Annotated in this window: 13 protein-coding genes; 5 read left to right on the top strand and 8 right to left on the bottom strand. The window is 65.2% G+C overall.

Going from position 1 to position 14,474, the window contains the following annotated elements; translation table 11 throughout:
• Nucleotide 1: 1 nt before the first annotated feature.
• The 8 genes from B9Y86_RS02125 to B9Y86_RS02160 form a co-directional block, all read right to left on the bottom strand.
• Nucleotides 2-1,291, bottom strand: coding sequence for a thymidine phosphorylase (locus B9Y86_RS02125; protein WP_085482487.1), 1,290 nt, complete (start codon nucleotides 1,289-1,291; stop codon nucleotides 2-4).
• 55 nt (nucleotides 1,292-1,346) lie between these two features.
• A complete protein-coding gene (locus B9Y86_RS02130; RefSeq protein WP_085482489.1) occupies nucleotides 1,347-1,772 on the bottom strand; it encodes a cytidine deaminase in 426 nt (141 codons plus the stop codon).
• A gap of 10 nt (nucleotides 1,773-1,782) precedes the next feature.
• Nucleotides 1,783-3,066: an ABC transporter permease gene (locus B9Y86_RS02135; RefSeq protein ID WP_139824744.1), complete on the bottom strand. Its 1,284-nt coding sequence runs from the start codon at nucleotides 3,064-3,066 to the stop codon at nucleotides 1,783-1,785.
• Between the two features lie 17 nt (nucleotides 3,067-3,083).
• Nucleotides 3,084-4,370 carry an ABC transporter permease gene (locus tag B9Y86_RS02140; RefSeq protein ID WP_244894593.1) on the bottom strand — a complete coding sequence of 429 codons (1,287 nt, stop codon included), beginning with the start codon at nucleotides 4,368-4,370 and terminating at the stop codon, nucleotides 3,084-3,086.
• Nucleotides 4,367-5,902 (bottom strand): ABC transporter ATP-binding protein, encoded by a 1,536-nt coding sequence (locus B9Y86_RS02145; protein WP_085482493.1) that lies wholly within the window; start codon nucleotides 5,900-5,902, stop codon nucleotides 4,367-4,369. The genes B9Y86_RS02140 and B9Y86_RS02145 overlap by 4 nt, the downstream gene beginning before the upstream one ends.
• Before the next feature lie 108 nt (nucleotides 5,903-6,010).
• Nucleotides 6,011-7,090 (bottom strand): BMP family lipoprotein, encoded by a 1,080-nt coding sequence (locus B9Y86_RS02150; RefSeq protein WP_085483704.1) that lies wholly within the window; start codon nucleotides 7,088-7,090, stop codon nucleotides 6,011-6,013.
• A gap of 217 nt (nucleotides 7,091-7,307) precedes the next feature.
• Entirely contained in the window at nucleotides 7,308-8,363 is a 1,056-nt protein-coding gene (locus tag B9Y86_RS02155; protein WP_085482495.1) for a BMP family lipoprotein, read from the bottom strand.
• A 38-nt stretch (nucleotides 8,364-8,401) separates the two neighbouring features.
• Entirely contained in the window at nucleotides 8,402-9,520 is a 1,119-nt protein-coding gene (locus B9Y86_RS02160) for a mannose-1-phosphate guanylyltransferase (RefSeq protein WP_085482497.1), read from the bottom strand.
• 144 nt (nucleotides 9,521-9,664) lie between these two features.
• Between B9Y86_RS02160 and B9Y86_RS02165 the strand changes: the two genes are divergently transcribed.
• From B9Y86_RS02165 to B9Y86_RS02185, 5 genes are all read left to right on the top strand, one after another.
• The gene (locus B9Y86_RS02165) at nucleotides 9,665-10,816 is read left to right on the top strand and encodes a glycosyltransferase family 4 protein (RefSeq protein WP_085482499.1); all 1,152 of its coding nucleotides are present in this window, start codon (nucleotides 9,665-9,667) and stop codon (nucleotides 10,814-10,816) included.
• 186 nt (nucleotides 10,817-11,002) lie between these two features.
• Nucleotides 11,003-11,437 (top strand): succinate dehydrogenase, cytochrome b556 subunit, encoded by a 435-nt coding sequence (gene sdhC / locus B9Y86_RS02170; protein WP_085483706.1) that lies wholly within the window; start codon nucleotides 11,003-11,005, stop codon nucleotides 11,435-11,437.
• The gene (locus B9Y86_RS02175; protein WP_085482501.1) at nucleotides 11,437-11,889 is read left to right on the top strand and encodes a succinate dehydrogenase hydrophobic membrane anchor subunit; all 453 of its coding nucleotides are present in this window, start codon (nucleotides 11,437-11,439) and stop codon (nucleotides 11,887-11,889) included. The genes sdhC and B9Y86_RS02175 overlap by 1 nt, the downstream gene beginning before the upstream one ends.
• Before the next feature lie 11 nt (nucleotides 11,890-11,900).
• Nucleotides 11,901-13,703 (top strand): succinate dehydrogenase flavoprotein subunit, encoded by a 1,803-nt coding sequence (gene sdhA / locus B9Y86_RS02180; protein ID WP_085482503.1) that lies wholly within the window; start codon nucleotides 11,901-11,903, stop codon nucleotides 13,701-13,703.
• The gene (locus B9Y86_RS02185) at nucleotides 13,703-14,461 is read left to right on the top strand and encodes a succinate dehydrogenase iron-sulfur subunit (protein ID WP_085482505.1); all 759 of its coding nucleotides are present in this window, start codon (nucleotides 13,703-13,705) and stop codon (nucleotides 14,459-14,461) included. The genes sdhA and B9Y86_RS02185 overlap by 1 nt, the downstream gene beginning before the upstream one ends.
• Nucleotides 14,462-14,474 lie beyond the last annotated feature (13 nt).

Genomic DNA, 14,474 nt, shown 5'->3' on the forward strand with positions numbered 1-14,474 from the left:
TCTACTCGATGCGCTCGGCGACCAGCGGACCGCGGGGCGTCCAGTCGGCGGCATCGCCGATGCTCCACGCTCCCTCGACAGCCTCGAGCGCGCGCTCGAAACGCTGCGGTTCGTCGGCCGAGAGCGTGAACAAGGGCTGTCCCGCCTTGACTGCGTCGCCGGGCTTGGCGTGCAGATCGATGCCGGCGGCGTGCTGCACCGGGTCCTGTGCTCGCGCCCGTCCGGCCCCGAGGCGCCATGCAGCGATGCCGAAGGGCAGGGCCTCCTGCGTAAGCAGAACACCGTCGCGATCGGCTGTCACCACGTGAGTCTCGCGCGCGACCGGCAGCGCGGCATCCGGGTCGCCACCCTGAGCCTCGATGACGCGACGCCACGTGTCCATGGCACGTCCGTCGGTCAGAGCCTTCTCGACATCGGCGTCAGGCTGACCGGCGAGGCGCAGCATCTCTTTCGCCAACGCGATCGTGAGCTCGACCACGTCGGCGGGGCCTCCGCCCGCGAGAACCTCGACCGACTCGCGCACCTCGTTGGCGTTGCCGATGGCAAGCCCGAGCGGCACATTCATATCGGTCAGGAGGGCCGTCGTCGAGACACCGGCGTCATTGCCGAGGTCGACCATCGTGCGGGCGAGCTCGCGCGATTTCTCGATGTCGACCATGAACGCGCCAGAGCCGAACTTGACGTCGAGAACGAGCGAATCGGTTCCTTCGGCGATCTTCTTCGACATGATGCTGGACGCGATCAGCGGGATGGCCTCGACCGTTCCGGTGATGTCGCGCAGCGCGTAGAGCTTCTTGTCGGCCGGCGCGAGTCCGGAGCCCGCGGCGCAGATCACGCCCCCGACGTCGCGCAGTTGGGCGAACATCTCGTCGTTCGTGAGGTCTGCGCGCCATCCCGGGATGCTCTCGAGCTTGTCGAGGGTTCCACCGGTGTGGCCGAGTCCCCGACCCGACAGTTGAGGAACCGCGACGCCGAACGACGCGACGAGCGGCATGAGCGGCAGCGTGATCTTGTCGCCGACGCCGCCCGTGGAGTGTTTGTCGACGGTCACCTTGCCGAGCCCGTCGAAGCTCATGCGTTCGCCCGACGCGATCATGGCGAGCGTCAGATCGCGGATCTCCTGCCGCTCCATACCGTTCAGCAGGATGGCCATCGCCATCGCCGCCATCTGCTCGTTGCCCACATAGCCGCGCGTGTAGGCATCGACCAGCCAGTCGATCTCGGCGGTGCTGAGGTTTCCGTGATCACGCTTGGTACGGATGAGGTCGACGACGTCGAAGGATTCTGACACGGGTGGAGCCTTTCTGGGGTGTTCCCTTCGACAAGCTCAGGGAACGAGGGGGGGGTTAGTGCGTCTCGACGTAGGCCTGCAGGGTGCGCGGGCCGAAGGCATCCGGCAACACCTCGTCGATGGTTCGGATGCCGGAGACGGTCTGCAGCAGCATGCCCGGCGCGGAGTGCTCGTAGAGCAGTTGACGGCACCGGCCGCAGGGCATCAGCGCGTTGCCATCGCCGTCTACGCAGACGAAGCCGACCAGGTGACCCCCGCCCGTCATGTGCAGCGACGAGACGAGCGCGCACTCGGCGCACAGCGTAAGCCCGTAACTGGCATTCTCGACATTGCAGCCTGCGATCACACGGCCGTCATCGACGAGCGCGGCGACCCCGACCGGGAACCTCGAGTACGGCACGTAGGCCTTCTCCATGGCAAGTAGAGCCTCGGCGCGAAGCACGTTCCAATCGATGCCGGATGCCTGATCGATCTCGGTCATATCGGCTCTCCTAGGACTTTATGTACGGTTTGCCGGCAGCGGCAGGCCCTCGGACTCGGCCGACCACCCCCGCGACCGCGAAGATCGTGACGAGGTAGGGCAGCATCAGCATGAACTCGCTCGGCACGGGCGCACCGATGATGCTCAGCACGCTCTGCAGGTTCGACGCGAAGCCAAACAAGAGCGCGGCCAGCGTTGCCCTGATCGGATCCCAGCGACCGAAGATGACCGCCGCCAGGGCGATGAATCCTGCACCCGCCGTCATCTCCTTGTTGAACGAGCCCACCGAGCCCATCGTGAAGTACGCACCACCGAGACCGGCGATCGCTCCCGCGAGCGAGACGTTCCAGAACCGCGTGCGGGCGACATTGATGCCCACGGTGTCGGCTGCCTGCGGGTGCTCGCCCACAGCGCGCAGACGCAGACCCCAACGCGTCTTGAAGAGCGCGAAGAAGACCACCGCGACGGCGATGTACAGGATGTAGACGATGATCGTCTGCCGGAACAGCACGGGGCCGATAATCGGGATCTCGCTGAGCCCGGGAATGGGGAGCCGGGGCAGGCGGATGGTGGCGCTGTTGTTGAGCAGATCGGTGTTCTTCGTCAGAACCTGTGAATAGAGGAAGCTCGTGAGGCCGGTGACCAGCACGTTGAGCACGACGCCCACGATGACCTGGTCGACGAAGTACTTGATCGAGAACGCCGCGAGGACGAACGACACGAGCACACCGGCGGCCATGGCTGAGATGAGTCCGAGCACCGCCTGACCGGTGACCGACGCGACGACGGCCGACACGAATGCTCCCGCAAGCAGCTGTCCCTCGATGGCCACGTTCACCACACCGACGCGCTCGGAGATGACCCCGCCCAGGGCGCCGAAGACCAGCGGCACGCTGAGTCCGACGGCACCGACAAGCAGGCCGGGCACGGGAATCGTCGCCCCGGCCGCGGCCCAGGTGAGGAACGCGATGAGGAACAGAATGGCGAAGACGACCGTGATCCAGAGTCGGACCGGCCGGTCGCGAGACACGAGGAATGCGCTGTAAGCGGTCAACGCCAGCAGAAGAACGGTGAGCACGATGTCCGTCGCTCGCGTCGGCGCCTCGATCGTGGGGATCTGCACGAAGTCGGAGTCGGTAGACAGCCGGAATCCGCTCACGCCCTCGCGCCCGAAGACCACGAAGAGCAGGATGGCGATGATCGAGAAGATGCCGTAGGCGATCGGCGCCTTCCAGCTCTTGACGATGGTCTTCTCGAGTGCCGGAGGAAGCGAATCCGGGTGGTTGTGCTGCAGGGGCGCGTCTTGAATGCTCACTTGGTCACCGCCGCGGTCTGGGCGCGGGGTCGTCTGAGGCGCACTCCGCTGGGCTTCGGCAGGTGGAACACCGCACGCACGAGCGGCGGCGCGGCGATGAAGAGCACGATCAGCGACTGGATCACGACCACGATGTCGATGGGAATTCCCTCCGATGCCTGCATGGCGAATCCGCCTGCCTTGAACGCGCCGAACAGGATGCCGGCGAAGAAGATGCCCCAGGGCTTGGAGCGGCCGAGCAGCGCGACCGTGATGGCGTCGAAGCCGATGCCGGCGTCGATGCCCGAGCTGAAGCCGGTGGTCACCGTGCCGAGCACCTGTGCGACGCCGGCGAGACCGACGAGGCCGCCCGAGAGCAGCATCGCGTAGACGTACATCTTGTTGACGCTGATGCCCGCCACGCGCGCCGCGTTGGGGTTCTCTCCCACAGCTCGGAACTGGAAACCGAGGTTCGACCGGTTCAGCAGGTACCAGACGTACACGGTGGCCGCGATCACGAAGATGAAGCCCCAGTGCAGGTTGAACTGCGGCCCGAGAAGATCGGGGAACACAGCCGTGGGCAGCGCTGCGGGCGTCTTGGGGTTGTTCGAACCGGGGGCCTGCAGCAGGCCAGGGGTCTTCAGCATGAACGAGATCAAGTAGAGGGCAACGAAGTTGAGCATGATCGTGACGATCACCTCGTGGGCTCCGGTTCTCGCCTTGAGCAGCCCGACGATTCCGCCCCAGACGGCACCGCCGATGATGCCCGCGGCAACCGCGAGGATGAGGTGAAGTCCGTAGGGAAGCTCGAACGACCAGCTGACCCAGCCGGCGCACGCGGCAGCGATGAGCATCTGGCCGCGACCACCGATGTTGAACAGGCCCACGCGGAAGGCGAGGCCCACTCCGAGACCGGCCGCGATCAGCGGGGTGGCGAAGGTGAGCGTCTCGGTCAACGGCTTGATGCCGGCGATGAAGCCGGGGCGCCGGAAGTTGTAGACGGCGCCCTGGAACAGCGAGGTATAGGCTCCCGAGACGGAATCCCAGACGGCCTTGAAGAGGTCTGCGGGGCGGGCGAAGAAGTACCCGGCCGCTGCCGTCACCTTGTCGTCGGTGAGGGCGATCAGAATGCCTCCGGCAACCATCGCCAGCACAACGGCGAGGACCGAGATCATCGCGCTGCCGCCGACGATCTCTCGCATGACGCCGTGCCAACGGGGCTCAGCGACGGATGAATCGCTGGGCTCAGGTGGGGACGCGACGGGTGGGCCGGATTCGACGGGCGGGACTGTGGGCTGGCTCACGCGGCAGCTCCTTCGGGTGGGGAGGTGACGGAATCGGGTACTTCGCCGGCCATCATGAGGCCGAGCACATCGCGGGGAGTGTCGCCCGGCACGATGCCCACGATCGTTCCGCGGTACATCACGGCGATCCGGTCGGCGAGCGCGACGACCTCATCGAGTTCGGTCGAGACGACGATCACGGGAATACCGGCATCGCGCGTCGCGACGATGCGCTTGTGCACGAACTCGATCGAGCCGACGTCGATGCCACGGGTGGGCTGCGCTGCCATGAAGAGGCGCAACTCGCGACTGAGCTCACGGGCGAGAACGACCTTTTGCTGGTTTCCTCCGGAGAGGCGACCGACCGGCGTGGTGATGCCCTGGCTGCGAACGTCGAACTCCTTCGACTTCCGCTCGGCGAACTCCTTGAGGTAGTTCAGCTGAAGAGTCCCCGCCTTGACGAACGGCGGTCCGTCGCTGCGGTCGAGCATCAGGTTCTCGGCGATGGTGAACTCGCCGACCAGCCCGTCTTCTTTTCGGTCCTCCGGCACGAAGCCGATTCCCGACGCGAGCACCTGCTTCACCGACAGCCCTCTGAGCGACTTGCCATCGAGCGTGATCTCACCGCGTACACGCGGTTGGAGACCCATGATCGCCTCGGTGAGTTCGGTCTGACCGTTGCCCTGAACGCCGGCGATCGCGAGGATCTCGCCCGCACGCACGTCGAAGCTCACATCGTTGACGACCAGCTGGCCGTGAGGGTCGACGACCGAGAGGTTGGAGACGACGAAGGCGTCTGCCCCGGGTGTGGCCGCGTCTTTATGCACGGTCAGCTCGACGGCGCGACCGACCATCAGCGAGGCCAGCTCTGCGTTCGTCGCTGTGGGCGACGCCTCACCGACGACCTTGCCGAGGCGGATGACCGTGATGCGGTCGGCCACCTCGCGCACCTCGCGCAGCTTGTGGGTGATGAAGACGATCGATGTGCCGGCGGCCTTCAGCTGCCTCATGATGGTCATGAGCTCGTCGGTCTCTTGGGGCGTGAGCACGGCGGTGGGCTCGTCGAACACGAGAACCTTGGCGTCACGAGACAGCGCCTTGATGATCTCGACCCGCTGCTGAACACCGACGGGCAGGTCGTCGACCAGCGCATCCGGATCGACGTGGAAGCCGAATCTCTCGCTGATCTCACGCACCTTCTCGCGCGCCGCAGCGAGGTCGAGCACGCCGGCAGCATTCGTCTGCTCATGGCCGAGCATCACGTTCTCGGCGACCGTGAACACAGGGATCAGCATGAAGTGCTGGTGCACCATGCCGATTCCCGCCGCCATGGCATCGCCCGGGCCCGCGAAGTGCTGCACGACGTCATCGAGCAGAATGTCTCCCTCTTCGGCCTTGTAGAGGCCGTAGAGCACATTCATCAACGTCGACTTGCCTGCGCCGTTCTCGCCGAGGAGACAGTGGATCTCTCCCGGCTCGATCGTGAGGTCGATGTGGTCGTTGGCCGTGAGGGCGCCGAAACGCTTCGTAATGCCGCGGAGTTCGAGCTTCATAGAGACAATCTACCCATCAGTTCGATGTGTGAAGAGCGCGCTTAACGCGATCGAGGGACCAGCCGTGGCTGGCCCCCCGATTTCACGCGGGTGGAACGGTGTATGCGACTACTTGTTCAGGTACGAGGAGACCTTGACGTCGCCCGAGACGATCTTCGCCTTGAGGTCGTCGATCTCGCCCTGGAGCGAGGAGTTCACCTTCGACTCGAAGTCGTGGAACGGCGCCATGCCGACACCGTCGTTCTCGAGCGTTCCCACGTAGGGCTCGCTCTTGAAGTCTCCGGCTGCGGCGTCGGTGACAACCGTGTCGGTGGCCGTCTTGATGCCCTTGAGGATCGACGTCAGGTAGAGGTCCTTGTAGGTGGGGTCGCTCTCGTAGAGGTCGGAGTCGACACCGACCATGGCGATGTCCTTACCGGACTCCTGGATGGCAACGCCGGCGCTCTGGTAGATCGGTCCACCGACGGGGAGCAGAACGTCTGCGCCCTGATCGATGAAGTTCTGAGCGGTGGTCTTCGCCACGTCGTTGGCCTCGAAGCCGCCGGTGAAGGTGGCGGAGTCAGGGTTGTCGAGGTCGTAACCCAGAACCTTGACGTCCTTCGACTTCTGCTCGTTGTAGTACTTGACGCCCTGGGCGAAGCCGTCCATGAAGATGGTGACGGTCGGGAAGTTCATTCCGCCCCAGGTCGCGACGATGCCCGACTTGGAGTAGTCGGCGGCCGCGTAGCCCGCGAGGAACGCGGCGCCGGCGGTGTCGAACGTGATCGGCTTGACGTTGTCGGCCGTGATGGAAGCGTCGTCGATGATCGCGAAATCGATGTCGGGGTTCGCTTCGGCGGCAGCCTTGGTGGCATCGGCCAACGCGAAGCCCACCGTGACGATGAGCGTGCAGTTCTGGTCGACGAGGCTCGAGATGTTCGGAGCGAACGCGGTCTCGGAATCGGACTGAACGGTGACGGGCTCGACGCCCAGCTTCTTGGCGGCATCGTTGAGCCCCTCGAAGCCTGCCTGGTTGAAGGACTTGTCGTCGAAGCCACCGGCGTCGGAAACCATGCAGGGAAGTGCGTTCGAAGCGGCGGCGTCGGTCGAACCGGTTTCGGCCGGCGCGGACGCGCAACCGGCGAGGAGTGCGGCGAAGCCGAGGGTGGCGATGCCGCCCATGGCAGCACGGCGAATGGTCTTGCTCAAGATGTCCTCCAAGGATTGCCCCGCGATGAAAGCGGAGCGCAGGGCTGTGTGGTTTCTCACGTTACCTAATGTGACGCGGGTCGAGAGGCCAGCAGACGGCATCGCCGCCCAGTCGTTACAAAGACGCGTTCGCGCCGAAACAACCCCGAAATGTTCAGCGCCAAAAAGCCTGAAAAGACACCGGATGCGCCGCGCGCTTCGGCGTCGATCCGAGCGATTACGGCGCGCTGGGGCTCGAGACCTCGAGGGCACCCGAAACGATGTCGGCCTTCAGCCCGTCGAGTTCGGCCTGAAGCGCGGGCGTGACCGCATCCGCCTTGTCGTGATAGGGGGCCAGAGCCACTCCCCCGTTCTCAAGGGTGCCCACGAAGGGCGTGTTGTCGAACGACCCATCGACGTCGTCGCCGACGATCTGCACCACGGCGTCGCCCGTGTTCTTCAGCACGCTCGTGAGAACGATGGGCTTGTAGGTGGCCGGCAGCGTCTCGTAGCCGTCGTTGTCTACCCAGATGATCGACACGTTCGCATTCTCTGCCGCGGCCGCGGCCGCTCCCTCACCCACCTGACCGGCGACGGGAAGGATCACGTCGGCGCCCTGATCGATGAACGCCTGGGTGGTGACCTTGCCCTTGTTGATGTCTTCGAAGTCACCCGTGAACACGCCGTCCTGGGCGTCCTTGCTCCAGCCGAGCGCCTGCACCGCGGTTCCGTGCACCGCGTTGTACTTCGCGACGCCGTCGACGAACCCGTCCATGAACAGGGTCACGGGAGGCTGATTGCCACCGCCGAACGTCGCCACCTTGCCGGTCGCGGTCGTTCCCGCGGCGAGGTATCCGGCCAGGTACGCGGCCTGGGCTGTGTCGAAGACGATCGGCTTGATGTTCTTTCCGTCGACCTGCTCGTCGACGATGGCGAAGTGCACATCGGGGTTCGCCTTCGCCGCAGCCGTGGTCGCGTCGGCCAACTCGTAACCGACCGTCAGCACGAACTGGCATCCGCTGTCGACGGCCTGCGTGACATTGGGCGCCAGGTCGGTCTCGTTGGTCGACACGATCACCTCGGCATCGATCGAGAGATCGGACTTGGCCTTCTCGAGGCCCTCCCAGCTCGACTGGTTGAACGATCGGTCTTCGAGGCCGCCGGAGTTGGTGACCATTCGCGCGCAGTAGTCGCTGGCCGTCTGGGTTTTCTCGGGCGCCGGCGCGCATCCGGCGAGTACGAGCACCGAAGCGGCGACCGCGACAACGGAGCGCAGGACAGAAGAGGTCGACATGGCGAAAAGACTAGCGGCTCGGTCGCGCGACTATGAGGTCAGAGAACGTCGCCCGAACCGCCCAGGCGCAGCGCGTCGACGACCGACTTGACCCGCTGAGCATGCTCGCTCGTGGTGACGAGCAGCGCATCCGGAGTGTCGACGACCACGATGTCTTTGACGCCGATGAGGCTGATCACGCGGCCGCTCTGCGACACCACGACTCCGCTCGACGAGTCGGAGAGCACGCGGGCGTTCTTGCCCAGAATGGCGAGCTCCGAGCCGCGACCCGTGGAGTGGAGCTTGGCGATCGAGGCGAAGTCACCGACGTCGTCCCAGCTGAAGTCGCCAGGAACGACCGCGAGCGTGCCGTCCACGGCGGCGGGCTCGGCCACCGTGTAGTCGATGGCGATCTTCTTGAGCTTGGGCCAGACCTGATCGACGACGGCACCTCGCCGTGGGGTGTCCCACGCCTCGGCCAGCTCGAGCAGACCCGCGAGCAGCTCGGGTTCCGCCTTGCCGAGCTGCTCGAGCAGCTTGTCGGCGCGAGCGATGAACATGCCGCCGTTCCACAGGTATTTCTTGCTCTTCAGATACTTCTTCGCCGTCTCGAGGTCTGGCTTCTCTACGAAGCGCTTGGCGACCATCGCGGTCGAGGCGCCGGGGATGTCGAGCGCGTCACCCGTGAGAATGTAGCCGAAACCCACCGACGGTTCTGTCGGAGTGATGCCGATCGTCACGATGTAGCCGGCATCGGCAGCATTCACGGCCTGCACCACGGTGTCGCGGAACGCCTCGCTCTGCGTGATGACGTGGTCGGCGGCGAACGAGCCGATGATGACCCCCGGCTCGCGGCGTTCCAGGATGGCGGCGGCCAGTCCGATTGCCGCCGACGACTCGCGCGGCTCGCTCTCGAGCACCACATTGACGTCGGCCAGCTCAGGAATCTGCTGCTCGACGGCGGCACGGTGCGCACGCCCCGTGACGACCATCACGCGCTGCTCGCCGGAGATGGGGGCGAGGCGCTCCCACGTGTCGCGCAGCAGGCTGCGGCCCGAGCCGCTCAGGTCGTGCAGGAACTTGGGTGCGTCGGCGCGGGAGAGCGGCCAGAGTCTCGAGCCGATCCCTCCGGCCGGAATGACACTGTAGAAACGGTCCATCGCAGAGTTCTCAGCCATGGCCCCACCCTACCCACCCAGCCGAACGTCCTGCGATTGAACGGATGCTCACCTGGCCGCCACCGTCTATTAACCCCTTCGCCACCCATGGCTCGTAGCGTTCGAAACGTGCCCGGTGCATCCCCGGGCCGACGGGAGTAGCCCATGAGAGTCGCCGTCGTCACGGAGAGTTTTCTCCCCACGGTCAACGGGGTCACCAACAGCGTCTGCAAGGTGCTCGACTTTCTTGCCGACTCGGGACACGAGGCGATTCTCATCGCACCCGCTGCCCGGAACACACCCACGAGCTATCGGGGATTCGCGGTGCACGCGGTGCCCGCTGTGGCGTATCGGCAGTTTCCCGTCGGACTCCCCCACCCTCAGGTTCAGCGTGTGCTCGCCGCCTTCGGGCCCGATGTGCTGCACGCCGCATCGCCCTTCCTGCTCGGAGCCCAGGCGATCGCTGCGGCCAACCGCATCGGCGTGCCGAGCGTCGCGATCTTCCAGACGGATGTCGCGGGGTACGCCAAGCGCAATCACCTCGGCAAAGCCGCCGCCCTGGCCTGGCGCTTCGTGCGCTGGATCCACGAGGCCGCCGACCTCACGCTCGTTCCCTCGTCGAGCTCGGAGCGCGACCTCGTCGCAGCGGGCGTGACACGGCTGGCGCGGTGGGGCCGGGGCGTCGACACCGAGCGATACCACCCGCGGTTGCGCACGCATCCGGATGCCGTAGACCTGCGCGCACGTCTCGCACCGAACGGCGAGGTCGTACTCGGCTACGTCGGCCGCGTCGCGCCGGAGAAGCAGCTCGAGCGCTTCGACCAGTTGCGCGGAATCGACGGCATCTCGCTCGCGCTCGTCGGCGACGGACCGTCGACCGCATCCGTCGGCCGCCTGCTGCGGGGGATGCCGGTGACCTGGCTGGGCAGGATGGGCGGTCAGGCCCTCGCCGTCGCGTACGCGAGCTTCGACGTCTTCGTACACACCGGCACCGAAGAGACCTTCGGCCAGACGATCCAGGAAGCGCACGCGGCGGGGCTGCCGGTCGTGGCGCCCCGCGCCGGAGGCCCCGTCGACCTCGTGCACGACGGCGGAGACGGGTATCTCTTCGATCCGGATGCGTTGACCGGAGATTCGAGCATGCGCACCCTGGTCGAGGACCTCGTCGTGTCGAGAGATCTGCGACTGCGCATGGGCGAGTCCGGACGACGCGCCGTGCGTGCGACCACCTGGAACTCCGTGTGCACCGAACTGCTCGGACACTATGCACACGTCATCGCAGCCCGACAGCCCGTTCCCGTTGTCGAGGCAGTGTAAGCGTCTTCGCGGATTAGGGGTACCTAACAAGCATGGCCTGCCAGAACTTATAAACTGGAGACCATCTTCGCCTTCGCCCGATCCTGATGAACCTGCACGAGAAGACCGGCACGACCGCGACGAGCCATCTCCACCGATGATCTGCACTTTCTAGATCAGGGCTTTCTCAACCAAGGAGGGTTGTTCGTGTCCAGAACCGAGACAGGAACCCATGCGCCGGGTTCCCTTGCGCCCACGGGTAAGAGGCCCCAGGGCACTCTGTACCGCGGCCGCGAAGGAATGTGGTCGTGGGTGCTTCACCGCATCACAGGCATCGCCATCTTCTTCTTCCTCCTCGTGCACATCCTCGACACCGCCTTGGTGCGTGTCGCGCCCGAGGCGTACAACGCCGTGATGAGCACGTACAAGAACCCGATCATGGGGCTCGGCGAGACCGCACTCGTCGGCGCCATCGCGTTCCACGCCTACAACGGCATCCGCATCATCCTCATCGACTTCTGGACCAAGGGTCCGAAGTACCAGAAGGTGATGTTCTACGTCGTCATCGGCCTGTGGGTCGTCACGATGGCCGGGTTCGTTCCCCGCCACCTCATGAACGTCTTCAGCGAGGTGGGTCACTGATGGCCACCACGATCGAAGCCCCCCGCAGCCCCTACTCCCGTGCCCCGCGGTCGCGCGGCATCAACTGGGAGAAGTGGGGATGGATGTACATGCGCGCCTCGGGCCTCGTGCTCGTCGTGCTCATCTTCGGCCACCTCATCGTGAACCTCGTTCTCGGTGACGGCATCAAGGCCATCGACTTCGCCTTCGTCGGCGGCAAGTGGTCGAACCCGTTCTGGCAGGTGTGGGACTGTCTGATGCTGTGGCTCGCCATGATCCATGGCGCGAATGGCATGCGCACCCTCGTCAACGACTACGCGTCGCACCGCACCACCCGGGGCATCCTCAAGGGCGCCCTGCTCTTCTCAGTCATCGTCCTCATAACGCTCGGAACTCTTGTGATCTTTACGTTCGACCCCTGCCCCGCCGGCGCACCCGCCGACCTCCTCGCCTCGTTCTGCCCGGCGAGCTGACGGCGACCGACATGACTGAATACGCAGATGGATCCGTTGTAGACGGCGTTCACTACCACCAGTTCGACATCGTCATCGTCGGCGCGGGCGGTGCAGGAATGCGCGCTGCCATCGAGGCCGGGCCCAAGGCGAATACCGCCGTCATCTCGAAGCTCTACCCGACACGCAGCCACACGGGCGCGGCGCAGGGCGGCATGGCCGCGGCCCTCGCCAACGTCGAGGAGGACAACTGGGAGTGGCACACCTTCGACACGGTCAAGGGCGGTGACTATCTCGTCGATCAGGACGCGGCCGAGGTTCTCGCCAAAGAAGCGATCGACGCGATCTACGACCTCGAGAACATGGGGCTGCCCTTCAACCGCACACCCGACGGCAAGATCGACCAGCGCCGATTCGGTGGCCACACCCGCGATCACGGCAAGGCACCCGTTCGCCGGGCCTGCTATGCCGCCGACCGCACCGGCCACATGATCCTGCAGACGCTCTATCAGAACTGCGTCAAGTTCGGCATCAACTTCTTCAACGAGTACTACGTTCTCGACCTCGTCATGGTCAGCGATGGCTTCGGTGGCCAGAAGCCTGCCGGAGTCGTGGCCTTCGAACTGGCGACCGGCGACATCCACGTCTTCCAGGCCAAGGCGGTCATCTTCGCTACCGGTGGCTTCGGCAAGATCTACAAGACGACGTCCAACGCCCACACCCTCACGGGCGACGGCGTCGGCATCGTCTGGCGCAAGGGTCTGCCGCTCGAGGACATGGAGTTCTACCAGTTCCACCCGACCGGTCTCGCCGGCTTGGGGATCCTCCTGTCAGAGGCCGCACGCGGCGAGGGAGCGATCCTGCGCAACAGCGAGGGCGAGCGCTTTATGGAGCGCTACGCCCCCACGATCAAAGACCTCGCGCCGCGCGACATCGTGGCCCGCTGCATGGCTCTCGAGATCCGCGAGGGTCGCGGTGCCGGGCCGCACAAGGACTATGTCTACCTCGACATCACGCACCTCGATCCCGCGGTCATCGATGCCAAACTCCCTGACATCACGGAGTTCGCCCGCACCTACCTGGGTGTCGAACCGTACACGGAGCCGGTGCCCGTGCTCCCGACGGCCCACTACGCCATGGGCGGCATCCCCACCAACATTCAGGCTGAGGTGCTCTCAGACAACACCACTGTCGTTCCCGGCCTGTACGCAGCTGGCGAGTGCGCGTGCGTCTCTGTGCACGGCTCCAACCGGCTCGGAACGAACTCGCTTCTCGACATCAACGTGTTCGGCAAGCGCGCCGGCAACTCGGCGGCCGAGTATGTGAAGACCGCCGAATGGGTCGAGCTCCCGGAAGACCCCGCCGCAGGAGTTCGTACTCTCGTGGAGAACGCGCGCAATTCGAACGGAACCGAGCGCATCGCGATCATCCGCCGCGAGCTGCAGGAGTCGATGGACCGCAACGCCCAGGTCTTCCGCACCGAAGAGAGCCTCACCGAGGTGACCGAGGTCATCCACAATCTGCGCGAGCGCTACAAGAACATCCTCGTGCAAGACAAGGGCAAGCGGTTCAACACCGACCTTCTCGAGGCCATCGAGCTCGGCTTCCTGCTCGACCTCGCCGAAGTCGTCGTCTACTCGGCGCGCAACCGCAAGGAGAGCCGCGGAGCACACATGCGCGAGGACTTCCCGACCCGCGACGATGTGAACCACATGCAGCACACGATGGCCTACCTTTCGGGCGACCCCATGTCGGCCGACGCAGGAGACCACATCAGACTCGACTGGAAGCCGGTCGTCGTGACCCGTTACCAGCCCATGGAGAGGAAGTACTAATGAGTACAGCAACCCTGGATTCTCCGCCGGCTCCCGCTGACGACGTCATCCCCACCTTCACCGTCACCCTCATCATTCGTCGCTTCAACCCCGACACCGATGACGAACCCACGTGGCAGGACTTCGACGTCGAGATGTACCCCACCGATCGCGTGCTCGATGCGCTCCACAAGATCAAGTGGGAGCAGGACGGCTCACTCACCTTCCGCCGTTCGTGCGCACACGGCATCTGTGGGTCGGATGCGATGCGCATCAACGGCCGCAACCGCCTCGCCTGCAAGACGCTGATCAAAGATCTCGACATCACGAAGCCCATCTATGTCGAGGCCATCAAGGGCCTTCCGCTCGAGAAAGACCTCGTCGTCGACATGGAGCCGTTCTTCGCGTCGTTCCGCGAGGTGCAGCCGTTCCTCATCGCTTCTTCGAAGCCCGAGAAGGAACGCATCCAGTCGGTCGCCGAGCGCGCCCGCTTCGACGACACGACGAAGTGCATCCTCTGCGCCGCGTGCACCTCGAGCTGCCCGGTCTTCTGGACCGACGGCCAGTACTTCGGCCCCGCCGCCATCGTGAACGCTCACCGCTTCATCTTCGACAGCCGTGACGAGGGCGCCAATGTGCGCCTCGACATCCTCAACGACAAAGAGGGCGTCTGGCGCTGCCGCACGACCTTCAACTGCTCCGAAGCATGCCCGCGCGGAATCCAGGTGACCCAGGCCATCGCCGAGGTCAAGCAGGCCATCATGCGAGGCAAGCCCTAGCGGCTGCGCTCTC

The organism is Agreia pratensis, from assembly GCF_900177685.1.
GTDB lineage: Bacteria > Actinomycetota > Actinomycetes > Actinomycetales > Microbacteriaceae > Agreia > Agreia pratensis.

Bases quoted from the DNA above. Each gene is read 5' to 3' on its own strand.
- B9Y86_RS02145 (WP_085482493.1), bottom strand. From the start codon at position 5,902: ATGAAGCTCGAACTCCGCGGCATTACGAAGCGTTTCGGCGCCCTCACG.
- B9Y86_RS02175 (WP_085482501.1), top strand. From the start codon at position 11,437: ATGGCCACCACGATCGAAGCCCCCCGCAGCCCCTACTCCCGTGCCCCG.
- B9Y86_RS02130 (WP_085482489.1), bottom strand. From the start codon at position 1,772: ATGACCGAGATCGATCAGGCATCCGGCATCGATTGGAACGTGCTTCGC.
- B9Y86_RS02160 (WP_085482497.1), bottom strand. From the start codon at position 9,520: ATGGCTGAGAACTCTGCGATGGACCGTTTCTACAGTGTCATTCCGGCC.
- B9Y86_RS02155 (WP_085482495.1), bottom strand. From the start codon at position 8,363: ATGTCGACCTCTTCTGTCCTGCGCTCCGTTGTCGCGGTCGCCGCTTCG.
- sdhA (WP_085482503.1), top strand. From the start codon at position 11,901: ATGACTGAATACGCAGATGGATCCGTTGTAGACGGCGTTCACTACCAC.
- B9Y86_RS02165 (WP_085482499.1), top strand. From the start codon at position 9,665: ATGAGAGTCGCCGTCGTCACGGAGAGTTTTCTCCCCACGGTCAACGGG.
- B9Y86_RS02185 (WP_085482505.1), top strand. From the start codon at position 13,703: ATGAGTACAGCAACCCTGGATTCTCCGCCGGCTCCCGCTGACGACGTC.